The organism is Endozoicomonas sp. SCSIO W0465 (assembly GCF_023716865.1).
Lineage (GTDB): Bacteria > Pseudomonadota > Gammaproteobacteria > Pseudomonadales > Endozoicomonadaceae > Endozoicomonas.
Map to the genome: position 1 here is coordinate 2,025,183 of NZ_CP092417.1, position 13,927 is coordinate 2,039,109.

13 protein-coding genes and 1 tRNA gene are annotated in these 13,927 nt (G+C 48.5%); 8 read left to right on the top strand and 6 right to left on the bottom strand.

What is annotated here, in order from left to right:
- Positions 1-244: 244 nt before the first annotated feature.
- The 3 genes from MJO57_RS08785 (at position 245) to MJO57_RS08795 (ending at position 2,685) form a co-directional block, all read left to right on the top strand.
- On the top strand, positions 245-1,708 hold the full coding sequence (locus MJO57_RS08785) for an RNA polymerase factor sigma-54 (protein ID WP_252024602.1): 1,464 nt from the start codon (positions 245-247) through the stop codon (positions 1,706-1,708).
- A 188-nt stretch (positions 1,709-1,896) separates the two neighbouring features.
- A complete protein-coding gene (gene hpf / locus MJO57_RS08790; protein WP_252026991.1) occupies positions 1,897-2,211 on the top strand; it encodes a ribosome hibernation-promoting factor, HPF/YfiA family in 315 nt (104 codons plus the stop codon).
- A gap of 27 nt (positions 2,212-2,238) precedes the next feature.
- The gene (locus MJO57_RS08795) at positions 2,239-2,685 is read left to right on the top strand and encodes a PTS sugar transporter subunit IIA (protein ID WP_252024604.1); all 447 of its coding nucleotides are present in this window, start codon (positions 2,239-2,241) and stop codon (positions 2,683-2,685) included.
- Positions 2,686-2,872: 187 nt separating this feature from the next.
- Here the strand turns inward: MJO57_RS08795 and MJO57_RS08800 are convergent, their stop codons facing one another.
- Positions 2,873-3,886: a hypothetical protein gene (locus tag MJO57_RS08800; protein WP_252024606.1), complete on the bottom strand. Its 1,014-nt coding sequence runs from the start codon at positions 3,884-3,886 to the stop codon at positions 2,873-2,875.
- Between the two features lie 513 nt (positions 3,887-4,399).
- Between MJO57_RS08800 and rapZ the strand changes: the two genes are divergently transcribed.
- The 3 genes from rapZ to mgtE all read left to right on the top strand — a co-directional run bounded on the left by rapZ (position 4,400) and on the right by mgtE (position 7,000).
- Positions 4,400-5,257, top strand: coding sequence for an RNase adapter RapZ (gene rapZ / locus MJO57_RS08805; protein ID WP_252024608.1), 858 nt, complete (start codon positions 4,400-4,402; stop codon positions 5,255-5,257).
- Complete coding sequence (locus tag MJO57_RS08810) at positions 5,257-5,526, top strand: HPr family phosphocarrier protein (RefSeq protein ID WP_252024610.1); 270 nt, start codon at positions 5,257-5,259, stop codon at positions 5,524-5,526. The genes rapZ and MJO57_RS08810 overlap by 1 nt, the downstream gene beginning before the upstream one ends.
- A 115-nt stretch (positions 5,527-5,641) precedes the next feature.
- A complete protein-coding gene (gene mgtE, locus MJO57_RS08815; protein WP_252024612.1) occupies positions 5,642-7,000 on the top strand; it encodes a magnesium transporter in 1,359 nt (452 codons plus the stop codon).
- Positions 7,001-7,099: 99 nt separating this feature from the next.
- On the opposite strand, the gene pmbA is transcribed toward mgtE, so the two are convergent.
- Positions 7,100-8,461, bottom strand: a complete 1,362-nt coding sequence (pmbA, locus tag MJO57_RS08820) for a metalloprotease PmbA (protein ID WP_252024614.1) — start codon at positions 8,459-8,461, stop codon at positions 7,100-7,102.
- A 256-nt stretch (positions 8,462-8,717) separates the two neighbouring features.
- Between pmbA and yjgA the strand changes: the two genes are divergently transcribed.
- Positions 8,718-9,260 (top strand): ribosome biogenesis factor YjgA, encoded by a 543-nt coding sequence (gene yjgA / locus MJO57_RS08825; RefSeq protein WP_252024616.1) that lies wholly within the window; start codon positions 8,718-8,720, stop codon positions 9,258-9,260.
- A 76-nt stretch (positions 9,261-9,336) separates the two neighbouring features.
- On the opposite strand, the gene MJO57_RS08830 is transcribed toward yjgA, so the two are convergent.
- The 4 genes from MJO57_RS08830 to MJO57_RS08845 form a co-directional block, all read right to left on the bottom strand.
- Positions 9,337-10,641, bottom strand: a complete 1,305-nt coding sequence (locus MJO57_RS08830) for a hypothetical protein (protein ID WP_252024618.1) — start codon at positions 10,639-10,641, stop codon at positions 9,337-9,339.
- A gap of 211 nt (positions 10,642-10,852) precedes the next feature.
- Positions 10,853-11,557, bottom strand: a complete 705-nt coding sequence (locus MJO57_RS08835; RefSeq protein WP_252024620.1) for a glycerophosphoryl diester phosphodiesterase — start codon at positions 11,555-11,557, stop codon at positions 10,853-10,855.
- Between the two features lie 236 nt (positions 11,558-11,793).
- Positions 11,794-11,869 (bottom strand) — tRNA-His (locus MJO57_RS08840).
- A 255-nt stretch (positions 11,870-12,124) separates the two neighbouring features.
- On the bottom strand, positions 12,125-13,084 hold the full coding sequence (locus tag MJO57_RS08845; protein WP_256493258.1) for a DMT family transporter: 960 nt from the start codon (positions 13,082-13,084) through the stop codon (positions 12,125-12,127).
- A 46-nt stretch (positions 13,085-13,130) separates the two neighbouring features.
- Here MJO57_RS08845 and MJO57_RS08850 point away from each other — a divergent pair, with 46 nt between their 5' ends.
- Positions 13,131-13,847: a LysR family transcriptional regulator gene (locus MJO57_RS08850; RefSeq protein ID WP_252024624.1), complete on the top strand. Its 717-nt coding sequence runs from the start codon at positions 13,131-13,133 to the stop codon at positions 13,845-13,847.
- Positions 13,848-13,927 lie beyond the last annotated feature (80 nt).

Genomic DNA, 13,927 nt, shown 5'->3' on the forward strand with positions numbered 1-13,927 from the left:
CTGCTCTGCAGCAAGACAGCCAACAAAAAAACACAACTAAACTCATTCTGAGTAATCTCTGCACATTTTTTACTGAAGCTATGGTTTCATAAATGACTATGGGTTTATAATCAGCCGCACATGGAGAGAAGTCGTAACAACATCCGTGCCAACACTGAACCGCCTGCGGTTGATCCCTCTGTAGACACTCATGAGTTTCACCTGCAGTCTCAACGGACAACGAAGTAAAGGTATACGGTCGCCTATGAAGCCTTCCTTACAGCTCAAGATGGGCCAGCAGTTGACCATGACGCCTCAGCTGCAGCAAGCCATCCGGCTGCTACAGTTATCGACACTGGATCTTCAGCAAGAGATTCAGGAGGCTCTCGAATCCAACCCCATGCTTGAGTCCGAAGATAGCGAGACAGAGGACACAGCCACCAGCAGTGAAGGCAAGGAAGAACTCGTTGATCTGAGTGAGGCGATACCGGAACCTGAGCCACAGGAGATGGCGGAATGGGCAGACAGTATCCCGAATGAACTGCCCGTCGACTCAGCATGGGACGATGTGTATTCCAGCCTGCCCGCCAACGGTAGTGATGAGGATTACGACCCCCTGGCGAAGTCATCTTCAGTAGAGTCGCTTCAGGATCATCTGGAGTGGCAACTGGATATGGTGCCCATGAGCGATCGGGACCGGCTGATTGGCCTTGCAATTATTGAAGCGGTTAATCCGAATGGTTATTTGACCTGCTCACTGGATGATCTTTATGTTTCACTGCAATCCCAGCTGGAAGAGCTGGAGATCGACGAGATAAAAGTGCTGCAGCACCGGGTTCAACAATTCGACCCTGTCGGTTGTGGCAGTATAGACCTGAAAGAGTGCCTGCTGGTCCAGCTGCGTCAGCTTCCCCCATCAACACCTCATTTCAACAATGCGGAAAAACTGATCACCCTTTACCTGGATTTACTTGGCACCCGTGATTACGCACGCATCATGCGCAGGGCCAAACTGAAGGAAGATCAGTTGCGAAAAGCCCTCAGCCTCATTCAAAGTTTCCATCCAAAACCCGGCAGCACCATTGACCAGACAGAAGCTGAATACGTGGTTCCAGATATATCGGTCCGAAAAATCAAGGAGCGATGGTCTGTCGAACTGAATTCCGATGCGCTGCCCAAACTGCGCATCAACAATAATTATGCGTCGATGGTCCAGAGGGCCAACAACAGCCGCGACAATGTGTTCATGAAAAATCATCTGCAGGAAGCCCGCTGGTTTTTGAAAAACCTGCAAAGTCGAAATGAAACACTGATGAAAGTCGCGAGTCAGATTATTGCTTATCAGCAGGATTTTTTTGAAAAAGGCGATGAAGCCATGAAGCCCCTGGTGCTGGCGGATATTGCCGAGGCTGTTGGTATGCATGAATCGACTATTTCCCGGGTAACCACCCAGAAGTATATGCATACCCCTCGTGGCGTCTATGAACTCAAGTACTTTTTCTCCAGCCATGTCAGCACAGCAGAAGGTGGCGAATGTTCATCCACGGCGATTAGAGCCCATATTCGCAAGCTCATTGCACAAGAGACACCACGCAAACCGCTCAGTGATAATAAAATTGCGGCCATATTGGCAGAACAGGGCATCAAGGTTGCCCGGCGAACCATTGCCAAATACCGGGAGTCCATGAATATTCCCCCGTCCAATGAGCGGAAGCAGTTAGTACCCTGATGAATATCAAGCTGATGTAAGCTGATATAAGTTGATATAAAAAGCCGAGTTATGAGCCGGGCAAAAAACAGTTTTTTTTGCTTCAGGGCATTCCAAGCTGCATCGACAGTGTTAGAATCGAAGTCAGCCGGTACGAAAAATCCCGCGTACTGGTAATTATCTGGATAATGGGATCAGGAGAGCGTTACATGCAAGTCAACATCAGTGGACATCATGTCGAGGTAACAGAAGCTCTGCACGACTATGTGATCAAGAAACTGGAACGTCTTGCTTCACATTTTGATCATATCACCAATGTACAGGTGACCCTGAGTGTAGAAAAGCTGGTGCAGAAAGTAGAAGCTATTCTGCATACCCGCGGAGCCGAGATTAATGCGACCGCCGAGCACGAAGACATGTACGCAGCCATTGACCTGCTCTCGGACAAGTTGGATCGGCAGCTGGTTAAACAAAAAGAGAAAGCCTTAAACAGGCAACAGGGCGCCAGTGGCCATGCCCTTTGATTTTTCCGGCGGCCATTCTTGTTTAGCATGATAATTCATCGCATCCTAACCCCCGAGCGCACCCTGGACGGTGTGCACGGGGTCAGCAAAAAGAAAATTCTGGAATTTATCGCTGAACGTATCAGTAGCGACGTTCCCGAAATCAATACCAATGAACTCTTTGAAGCCCTGGTTGCCCGGGAGCGTCTCGGCACAACCGGACTGGGTGAAGGCGTGGCTATTCCTCACTGTCGCTGTAAAGCCTGCCCAGCCCCCATCGGTCTCTTTATACGACTGGCGGAGCCTGTTGATTTTGATTCTGTAGACCGAAAGCCCGTTGATCTGATATTTGCGTTGATCGTGCCTGAAGGTGAAAACCAGGAGCATCTGGAAATTTTAAGAGCACTGGCGGAAAGGTTTCATTCAGCCTTGACTCTTCAGAAAATACGTTCGGCTACTAATACGACAATGCTCTATCGTACTATGAGCGAATAGAGAATAAGGTCACAATAAAAAAAGGCCATCATATACAACGATGGCCAAAAAATTTTCAACTTATAGCTCTCAGTCTCAAGGCCTTGATCAGTTACATCCGAAATTTCGTACGAAGCTGCTTATGTAACATGTGATGTAAAACTCTGAGTTTTGAATTCAAGGCTTTGAGAATCCAAGGTTTACGACGTTATGCTCTGGCTGCCATTCTGGCTGCCATTCTGGCTGCCATTCTGGCTGCCATTCTGGCTGCCATTCTGGCGTCCATAGCAGCTTTATTAGCAGCAATATCCTTACGATTTTTTACAGGATCTGCACCAAGGAGGTATTTAGTCTTACCCTGCAGCTTAACGACAACCCTCTGGTTATTCTCTTGATTCGCTTTGTAACGTTCTTTATCTTCCCCGGTTCCTTCTTCTACCAAAGCTTTAAGCTGTTGATTATTCTTCAGTGCCAGCTTAGCCTCCAGCTCTTCAATAGCCGTCATTTTCGGTGGCGTAGCTTGAGCGGCAATAGCCGCATCAAGAGCAGCGTCATCACCAAAACTAAAGGCTGCTCCAGTTAAAGGTCTGTTTTCAGCTCGCTCGTAGGGAGTTCTGCCTTCCACGCCTTCTGAAGCATGAAGCTTTGCTGCCCGCTCACAAATCTTGCTGTAAAGCTCCTCCATAAAAGGGGTTCGATCTTCCAGAGCTTTCTTTGCAGCTTTCAAATCATTTGCAGCGGCTCTGTTTTTAATCAGGTTGTGATCCGATGCGGTAATTTTATCAGCGAATTTTCTGAATGCTATGCCGGTTCTGAGAGGTGTAACTTTAACAAATACCCTCTTAAATGTTGACACTGCGCGCGCCGTCAGGCTCTTACAACCGGCTTTAAACTGATCCCAATGGGATACTGTTTCTGTATTAAACTTCTTGCGATTCAAATAACCGGTCTGACTGAGTGCTAATTTGTACTCTGGGTTTTCTTCTCCTTGGGCAATTGCTTCTTCTGAAACATTTACATCAGGATGAATCGCAGCAGCTCTGGTCATACGTCCAAATACCAGGCCGTGATCATCTCCAATTTCTGTAGGGCCACCTATGGGCGACACTTTAGCAGCATGGGCTCGCGCATCAGACTCTGCTACATGGCGATAATAACTAAGTCTTTGATCAAAGTAATGGCCGTAAAGCATAGAGTCTATTGTTTGTGGTAGTGGTTGCATGGAGTTACTCCTTTAACTGGTCGAAGTCATTTCATGTAAGTGAGGCGTCTGATTAGTCTTTCCAATCAAGCTCTTTCCTTACTATCCGACACCAATAGTAGGATTACATTCCCATTTAATGTATGACATCGTTGTCAGTAAAGCTGACAAAACAGCCTACACTGATTTGCTCAGCCAAAAACGTTCATTAATATCAAATAAAAATAAATAGCCAGAAACAACACCTCACTAAGCTTTTCATAATGTGGCAGGACTCCACAATCGAATACTTCCAGTCCTTAAACACGCTTTGAATCACAAGATTTCTGGCTCATTTTCTATCCATGCCAGATTTTCCAGATTCCTTTAGCATCAGTTTGCTGTTTAAATCGGATGTCAACATTACCTGGTAGGCTTCCTGATAAAAAGTTGCTTTAATAGGATGAGGGTCAACTTAGAAGGCTTGCAGAGCACCAGTAGACCACCCAATAGCACCTAACTAAGGCGAAGCCCGGGAAGCACAAAGGAACAGTTATGAAACTTATCATCATTAGCGGGCGATCCGGTTCTGGAAAAAGTTCAGCCCTGCACACCCTTGAAGATGAGGGTTTTTATTGCGTCGACAACCTTCCGGCCAGCATGCTGAGCCAATTACCCGATACGTTAAAAGGCCATCATTCAAAGCCTCCGAGGATGGCCGTCAGTATTGATGTCCGAAACCTGCCCGGAGCCCTGAATAACTTTCCTGACCTGTTGGCATCCCTCAGGCAAAAAGGTATCGATTGTCAGGTTCTGTACCTGGACACCGACAGTGAAAAACTGGTCAGCCGATACAGTGCTACCCGCAGAAAGCATCCGCTCAGTAATGAGCAGACATCGCTCAGGGAAGCCATAGCGCTGGAAAAAAATCTGCTCATACCTGTGGTGATCGAGGCAGACCTGAAAATCGATACCACCTCGCTCTCCGTCCATCAGATGAGGGACATGATCAGGCAGGCGTTCTGCGATGATCAAAAACGTGAGATGACCGTTCTTTTTCAATCCTTCGGCTTTAAGAACGGCATCCCTTCAGACGCCGACTTTATCTTTGATGTTCGCTGCCTGCCCAACCCTTTCTGGGATGAATCCCTGAGAGGATACACAGGCCTGGAGCAGCCGGTTATCGATTTTCTGAAAGATGAGCCTCAGGTTATCGAAATGATTGAGGATATCCGTGTCTTTATCGAAAAATGGCTCCCACGCTTTGAGTCAGCCCAACGCAGTTATATGACGATTGCCATTGGTTGTACTGGAGGGCAGCACCGCTCAGTCTATATTGGTAAGACACTGGGCACACTGTTTACCAGTAAACTGGAACGGGTTCAGGTCAGACACAGAGAGCTTCACGAATAATGATTACCTATCGGAAAAAAATTATTAACAAGCTGGGCTTGCACGCCCGGGCGGCATCCAGGTTTGTTTCCACATCATCGGCTTTTGCCAGTGAGATTGAAATCGGGTTCAATGGGCGCAAGGTCGATGGCAAGAGTATCATGGCGGTCATGATGCTCGCTGCAGGACAGGGCTCGGAGCTTGAGCTTCATTGTGATGGTCACGATGAAGAGGCCGCTTGTCTTGCCCTGTGCGAATTGATTGATGACCGCTTTGGCGAAGAAGAGTAACTGGCTCCCCCTTACCGGGGAGTAGCCACTGCATTTACAATAAGAGACTATTCTCCATTTTCTCTGGTCATCTGGCATTATGCCGGATACCTGAAATCTATCCAGGCAGATCATCATGGCGCAGCAGCTGCAATTGAGCATCGGTGAAGCCGAGCTGAAAAAACTTAATGATGCGCTTGAACACGGTGTTTCTGCAGAATTGCGCACCATGTTGAACACCTTGCCACCTGCTGACACAGCACACTTACTGGAGTCCTCCCCACCGAAATTACGCAGCCTTTTGTGGCGCTTGATTGACCGTGAACAGGAGGGTGATGTTCTTCAGGAGCTGAGCGAAGACGTCCGCCAGTTCTTTCTTGACCGAATGAACATTGCCGAACTGAAAGCGATTACTGAAGGTCAGGATGTGGATGATATCGCAGACCTTCTGCAGCAACTGCCGGATACCATCACCCGACAGGTTCTGGACTCCATGAACAGTCAGGACCGGCAACGGGTGGAAGCGGTTCTGGCTTACCCGGAAGACTCCGCCGGTGGCTTGATGAACACCGACACGATTACCGTGCGCCCCAACAACACCGTGGATGTTGTGCTTCGCTACCTTCGCCGCCACGAAGGTATTCCGGATACCACTGATAGTCTGTTGGTCGTTAACCGCCGCGATGAATACATTGGTCGCCTGCCCCTGACCTTACTGCTGACAACCGAGCCGGGTGCCACCGTCAGAGAGGTTATGCTAACGGACCTGTCCCCCATTCCTGCCAATATGGAAGACACACAGGTTGCCCAGCTATTTGAGCGACAGGACCTTATTTCTGCTCCCGTGGTCAATGAAAATGGCAAACTGCTCGGACGGATCACCATTGATGATGTGGTTGACGTTATCCGCGAAGAGGCCGAGCACTCGATGATGAGCATGGCCGGCCTGGATGATGACGAAGATACGTTTGCCCCGGCATTGCGAACAGCCCGGCGCCGGGCTGTCTGGCTGGGTTTTAACCTGATTACGGCATTTATTGCCGCATCGGTGATTGGTCTTTTCCAGCACACTATCGATAAAGTGGTGGCTCTGGCAGTATTGATGCCAATTGTCGCGGGGATGGGAGGCAATGCTGGCAGTCAGGCCCTGACCCTGGTGATTCGGGGGATGGCCCTGGGACAAATAAGCAAGACCAATCTCAAGTGGCTATTAAGCCGTGAGCTGGTCGCCGGTTTTCTGAACGGGCTGTTATGGGCAACCCTGGTGGCCATTATTGCCTGGCTCTGGTTTGATGACCCGATTATCTCGCTGGTGATTGCCTGTGCCATGGTGATCAATTTAAGCGTCGCTGTTATCACCGGCGCAATGTTGCCGGTATTGCTGAAATCATTGCATATTGATCCGGCTCTGGCCGGCAGTATTATTCTGACCACCATTTCCGATGTGGTGGGATTCTTATCATTCCTTGGTCTGGCAACTATTTTCTATGGCTGATTCTATGACTGATTCTATGGCTGAAATTGCTTCATTGTCACAAAGACACGAGGGCACAATGTTTCATCAATAGTGTGATCTCGTGCCTTTGTTGTTTGATTATTCGCCAGCCAGTTTCATACGGCTGATCAGAACTGAACCGGTCTGGATATTCCCACGGGTATCCACATCATTACCCACGGCAACAATGTTCCGGTAGATGTCCTTCAGATTCCCGGCAACGGTCACTTCTGAAACCGGAAACTGAATGTGACCATTTTCTACCCAGAAGCCACCAGCACCCCGGGAATAGTCTCCGGTCACCGTATTAACCCCTTGTCCCATAAGCTCAGTAACCAGTAACCCGGTGCCCATCTGTTTCAGCAACGCATCAAAGTCTCCTGCATTGCTTTGCACAAACAGGTTGTTAACACCCCCGGCGTTGGCAGTACTGTCCATCCCCAGCTTTCGTGCAGAGTAGGTACTTAAAATATAATGCTGCAGCACGCCGTCAGTAATAAAGTCCTTGGCGTAGGTCGCCAGACCATCATTGTCAAAACTGGCGGAACCCATCCTGCTTTTCAACAACGGTTGTTCATAAATACGCATCCATTCAGGGAACACCGGTTTACCCAGGTGATCCAGCAGGAAAGAAGCCTGGCGATAAAGGCTGCCACCACTGATCGCCCCCAGGAAATGAGCAATAAGACCGGCAGCCACCTCCGGTGCAAACAGTACGGGTACTTCGGCAGTGCCTACTTTCCGGGCTCCCAGTCTGCAGACCGTGCGCTCGGCGGCTTTCTTGCCAACAGCAACGGCTTTTTCCAGCTCGTTGGCATTACGGTTTACTGTGTACCAGTAATCCCGCTGCATCTCGTCACCCTGCGCGCCAATCAACACCGCGCTCAGACTGTGGCGACTGGAAACATAACTGCCAATAAACCCGTTGCTGTTGCCATACACACGACAACCCTGATGGCTAGAGACACTGGCACCATCGGAATTCACAATTTTAGGACTGAAAGCGCGGCCGGCATCTTCACATTGCATGGCCAGATCAATCGCCTGCTGGGCATCAATTCCCCATGGGTGGTACAGGTCAAGATCAGGCAACGCATCACCATCAGCCATTAACGCTTTATCAGCCAGCCCTGCATAAGGGTCTTCGGAAGCGTAGCGGGCAATATCGCAGGCGGCTTTTACCGTTTCACGGATTGCCTTTGCGCTGCTGTCAGAGGTAGTGGCAGAGCCTTTTCGCTTGCCCAGATAGACGGTGATACCCAGCCCCTGGTCACGGTTAAACTCAACTGTTTCAACATCGCCCATGCGAACGCTGGCCGACAGGCCGGCATCCATACTGATGCCGACTTCACAGGCATCCGCTCCCTGTCTGGCGGCCTCAGCCAGAATATCACTGGCCAGTGTTTTCAGTCTGGTCTCTTCACTGTGTGGGTCCAGTACTGCATTGGAAGATTCGCCCATGATTCCACCTGATCTGTTTTGTTATGGCTGTAGGGGTTTATGACTGTAAGGTTTTATGACTATTGTGCCGCTGTAAAGTTAAGAATGCATCAGTTAGATGCTTAATTAAACACACTTTGATTTGCCGGGGAAAAACATCCCAATTGAGCTGCATTCTGAAGTAAGATAGTAAAAACTGTGTCTATTTTTCCATCCATGGAACTGCTTTATCAGCAACGTCATGTAATCTGCAGATTCCCATCTATGGCCATTCTCTATGAGTAAAAAGAACCGTCGTATCCAGGAAGCCTGGGACGATGAAGAAACCGAAGAAATCATCTATGTCAGCAAATCTGAGCTGAAGCGGGACATGGAAGAACTGAAGCATATGGGTGCCCGTCTGATGGAACTTAAACCGGCATTGCTGGATAAGTTGCCTCTGAACGATCGCCTGCGTGAAGCATTGAATGAGAGCAAGCGCATCAAAAGCAACAATGCCAGAAAGCGCCATCTGGGCTTTATTGGTAAGCTGATGGCGGATCAGGACATTGAGCCAATAATGGAGCTTCTGAACCAGTTGGACTCTTCCAGTGAGGAGTACAACCGCCGGTTCCATCAATTGGAAAGATGGCGTGATCAGCTTATCCGGGACGATGATGGCCACAGCACATTAACTGAATACCTGGAGCATTACCCGGAAGCGGACCACCAGCATATCCGCCAACTGGTTCGCAATGCCCAGAAAGAAGCCGCTCAGGACAAGCTACCAGCAGCGGCAAGGAAACTGTTCAAATACCTGAGGGAAGTGGACGAGCTATAGCGGTTACCTGAACAGGCCATACGCTCTGACCTGTTCATTTATCTGCTTTTTTCACCCGTCAAATGACCAAAATTGATTACTTCCGCCCACCGGAAGACGCAGAACCCAGCTTCTCCTGCATTTCAGGGGTCACTGACTCAAAAAGGTCAAGGTAGTGTTCGGCAAAGGCCTCGACCTCTGGTTCACACAACGCCTCCAGTGATGGTGCAACACCTTCTTTCCAGCCGGGCAGGGATATACCATGATAGCGGCATAACCCATGAACCAACATCTCGGCAATCCCGCCAGAGCCTCTGCCTGTTACCGATGAATGCACCAATGCCCAATGCAGATGAGGTATCAGATTAAGCTCACCGGCGATAATTTTTGTCCCCAGCTGCATACAGTGTTCCATCCATACCGGTAACTTTTTGAAATCGGTATGGATCATGAGGGTACCGTTTGGCTTTTTTTTACTTTTAGGAAAAATACCGTCAATCTCAAAGCGATGTGTTGCTTCCGAGCTTAGGTCAGCGCAGACAAACAGGGTGAGCGGAATCATCTGGCCATCATTATTTTTCCCTTTGACGAGACGAAAACTTGAATGTTCAACAATAGTTTCATGATGATGATCACCAAAAACGTCTTTACACATCGTGGTGATTTGAGCCAAATCTTTTTGGTTATGCTTATGGCACTGCCGATCCCGGCAAAGTGATACAACCTGGTCTTGCTTGTAGGCATAGGCCGTTTGATCTGATACGCCGGTGAAGGCAATCGGCCAAATTTTCCGCTTCCATTTTCGCCCCCAAATCTCGGTTTGTATTTCTATTGGACCTGCACTTCGATTGTACCCAAACCTGAAATTTCCGTTATCGTGCGGGTTTCTTTGATCTTCGATCTTTTTTCGAAAACGTACCGTATCTTCAAAAATTGTTGCCATATCGCTGCCTGAGTTTATTAACTCAGGGATGCGTGCAACCTGTTCTTCAAAACATTGATTCCAGATTTTTTCTCCCTTTTCAACATCTTCAGAATATTGTATCCACTCACTCTGAGGCCTTCTGGCAAGATGATTGGGTGGATCACAGGCAACAACACGTTTCCCCTCCAACCCGGACTGTCCTCCTGATGTACCGGGTTGTGAAGTCAGTAGCCCCGCCCGATCCGTGTGCTTATTGACTTCTGTCCACCTGTCACCTGACTCACTGGCATCACCACTCAATCCGGCACGATTCGGATCATTTGCGGTAGATGATGATTTTTCGCAAACCAATCGATTACCGCCAGGATTGCTTCGCCAAATACCCCTATTGTCATTCTTCTCAATTTTCTCAGAACTTTTATTGGCAGTGGCAACAACTCCATATGGATTAACCTGATCTCGAGATACGGGTTCCACATTTATTTCCTCATATAAAATTTTACAGGACTGATATGTACCTTCGTTTTAGTTAAAGCATCTGTAACACGGATCATTAATTCGGAATTACAGGCCGGACGAAGTAACATAGCGCCCTGAATCATTCGACAGGTCATGTCCAGAATCACTAACCAATATGTTATTGCGTTTCAGAAATCCCTCGTAATCATCAGGTTGTGAGTAAAATTCTTCAGTGCAGTAAAGGGAAATCCGAAAAGACACCATCAACACCATAGCCGGTAAGCTGCCTGGCAAACGTCAGAGAATTAACTGTATAACAATAAAGCTCATAACCCCGGGACTTCACTTGTGAAATCTGTCTCTTGGTAGTCCTCTTACCATGGAGGTGAATGGATACGGCATTGACCCGCAGTGCTTTTTTGTGCCAGTTCAGTGGCAACCGTTCAAATAAACAGCCAACCTGAATATCGGAACGATCTGAAAAATGAACAAGTGCCCGGTAATTAAAGCTGGAAACCAGAAGCCGATCCGTTGGAAATTCAACCTCAGCAACGGTCTTTAATACCGCTTCTACCAGCCTCGGCTCTGAACAGCCATTGGTTTTCAGCTCAAGGTTCAGACCAAGCCCAAGTTTTTTTATGAGCTTAAGAGCCGCTCCAAGTTGAGGAATCCGCTCACCCGAAAATTGCTCAGAAAACCAGCTGCCCACATCTATTGTTTCCAGCTCGGAGCAGGTTAACGACGTCACCCGACCTTTTTTATTGGTTGTACGGTTCAGTCGACGGTCATGAAAAAGTACAGGGGTTCCATCACCAAGCAGAGTGACATCCACCTCTATCCATTTCAGCCCCTGCTCAGCAGCCAGCCTAATGCCAGCCTCGGTATTTTCCGGGGCTTTTCCTGCCAGACCTCGATGTCCGATTATCCTGCTCATGCGCATGAATTATCCCACCTTACTAATGAACCAGAACCCGACCAAATGCAGGAACAGGGTTATTCTTATCCAAGACCCTGTTGTAAGGACATTAACACAGATGCGACCTGGCCACCTGTTTGGCAGAGAGGGTATGATTTTTATCAGGCAGAATACGACACACTTACGAAGTGTGCAGGTGTGACGATAGTTGTGGGAATGTTAAAATCTGAAAATATAGCAAGAAAGGAAAAAGATGGGGTGGGCGAAGGGGCTCGAACCCTCGACCGCCGGAATCACAATCCGGAGCTCTGCCAACTGAGCTACGCCCACCATCAAAATCGTGATAAGGAAGAAGAGCTTCATCCCTCACCAGACGCGCTGATTATAAGGAAAGCAGTTCAGCATGCAAGCATGATCCGATGTTTTTGTCTGCGGGTTACCACTATATCAGACACTATGCCAGCAATATTACGGACCAGAAATGTTCTGGCCCGGGTTCATGACCAGAAACTGCATGCCGGGATTCAATACAATCTGAATCAACATGCAGTGTTTTCTTTCGTTTGGACAGATAAAAGCCGGAACCTATTTGGCGGGTAACATGCCCTCTGCGGACACCCTTTCTGACACCCTTTCTGACACCCTTTCTGACACCCTTTCTGATGCACTGCCGGTGGCAGACTTGCCGGAAAATATCTGATTAAAGGCCACAGCCATCATAATGGTGGCAAGGGCTGCCCAGATATGAACTGACAAGGCTTCACCATTGATGGTCGCGCCCAGTAAAACGCCAATCATGGGGACCAGGTAGTTATTCAGTGAAGCAAACACCGGCCCGGCATCACGAATCAGCAACATATACAGGAAATACACCAGACCAGCGCACAGCGTACCCAGATAAGTGACGGCCATCAGGCTGGAGGCGGTTGGTGTCATTTCGGTTACCGGGGCCACAATCATGGCAAAGAGAATGATTTGTACTGAAGCACTACCGAGAATATTTCTGGCAACGATCAGTGGATGCTCGTTCTCCACCCCCTTCAGTAACAAAAGCGCAACGGCAAAACAGGCTGAAGCAAGGATAATAGCGCCCGCCGCCATCAGATTGGTCGTACTGCTGCCAGACATCAACTCAGGATAAAACAGCATTACCAGGCCGGAAAAACCTAACAGTACACTGCCAATACCGGCAAAAGTGATCCGTTCCCCTTTGATAAGCAGAGGAGCCAGAATGACCGTAAAGAAGGGTATAGTGCCCATCAAAATGGCAGCAATGGCTGTATCGAGGTATTGCTGCCCCCAGGCCACCAAAATAAAAGGAATCGTCGCTTCCAGCAGGCCAATCAGGCTGAACTTAAACCATTGGCCACCGTTGCTTTTGACCTTCATCAACTGGCAAATGATGACCAGAGACAGGAAGCCAATCAGTGAACGACCGGCACCGACCCACACCGGAGAAAGGTCAGCGACTGCCATTTGCTGAAAAATAAACTGGGATCCCCAGATAACCCCGATACCGAGGAGAAAGAGATAATTTCTTAACATCCGAATATCTCGCACAAGCGCCTGAAACCAAAATTGCGCGGATTTTATGCAACGACAATCTATTGATACAATGAAACCTCATCATCCGGCCATGCACTGTATCGATACTTTATGCCAAGCCAATTCTTCCATCCATTTTGTACCTGCCATGAGTGACCTGAACCGCATTGATCTGAATTTATTGAGAGTTTTCGACCTGTTGATGATAGAAGGCAGTGTCAGCCGGGTTGCACAGAAGCTGCATCTCTCACAGTCGACGATCAGTCATGCCCTTTCCCGACTTAGACGACAATTTAATGATGATCTTTTCGTGCCGGTTTATGGGGGCATGGCGCCAACTGAGCAAGCCAAACTGATCTCGCCACTGGTTCGACAGGCAATGCTCCTGCTGGAACAAAGTATTAACAGCAAGCCGGTGTTCGAACCGGCCCGGAGCAAAGCCAGGTTTCGCCTTGCCGGTGGCGACTATGTCGAACTGGTCTTGTTGCCGGTTCTCATGGAGCGAATAGCCCGGCTGGCCCCTGAGATTACCATTGAGATAGAAGGCCTTAAAGCAACGGATTACGCAAGGGAGCTGGATTCTGGCACGATTGATCTGGTTATTGGTTTTGAAACATTGGGGCGACTGGCAAAATCATTAAAAACCGCCAGTATCATGACCGAACAGCTGGTGGTGATTGCGCCTGAGCCCATAGATAGTTCTCGTCCAAAAACGCATCAGGCAATCATAATTAGATTGTACGTTCGTTTTGATATTTCCTGAAATTCCAGAGAGCCGCAAAAACTCTTCCCTTTTTTTCTCTAATCTGGGACGGATATTGGAGAAAAACGCGAAAAGCAGGC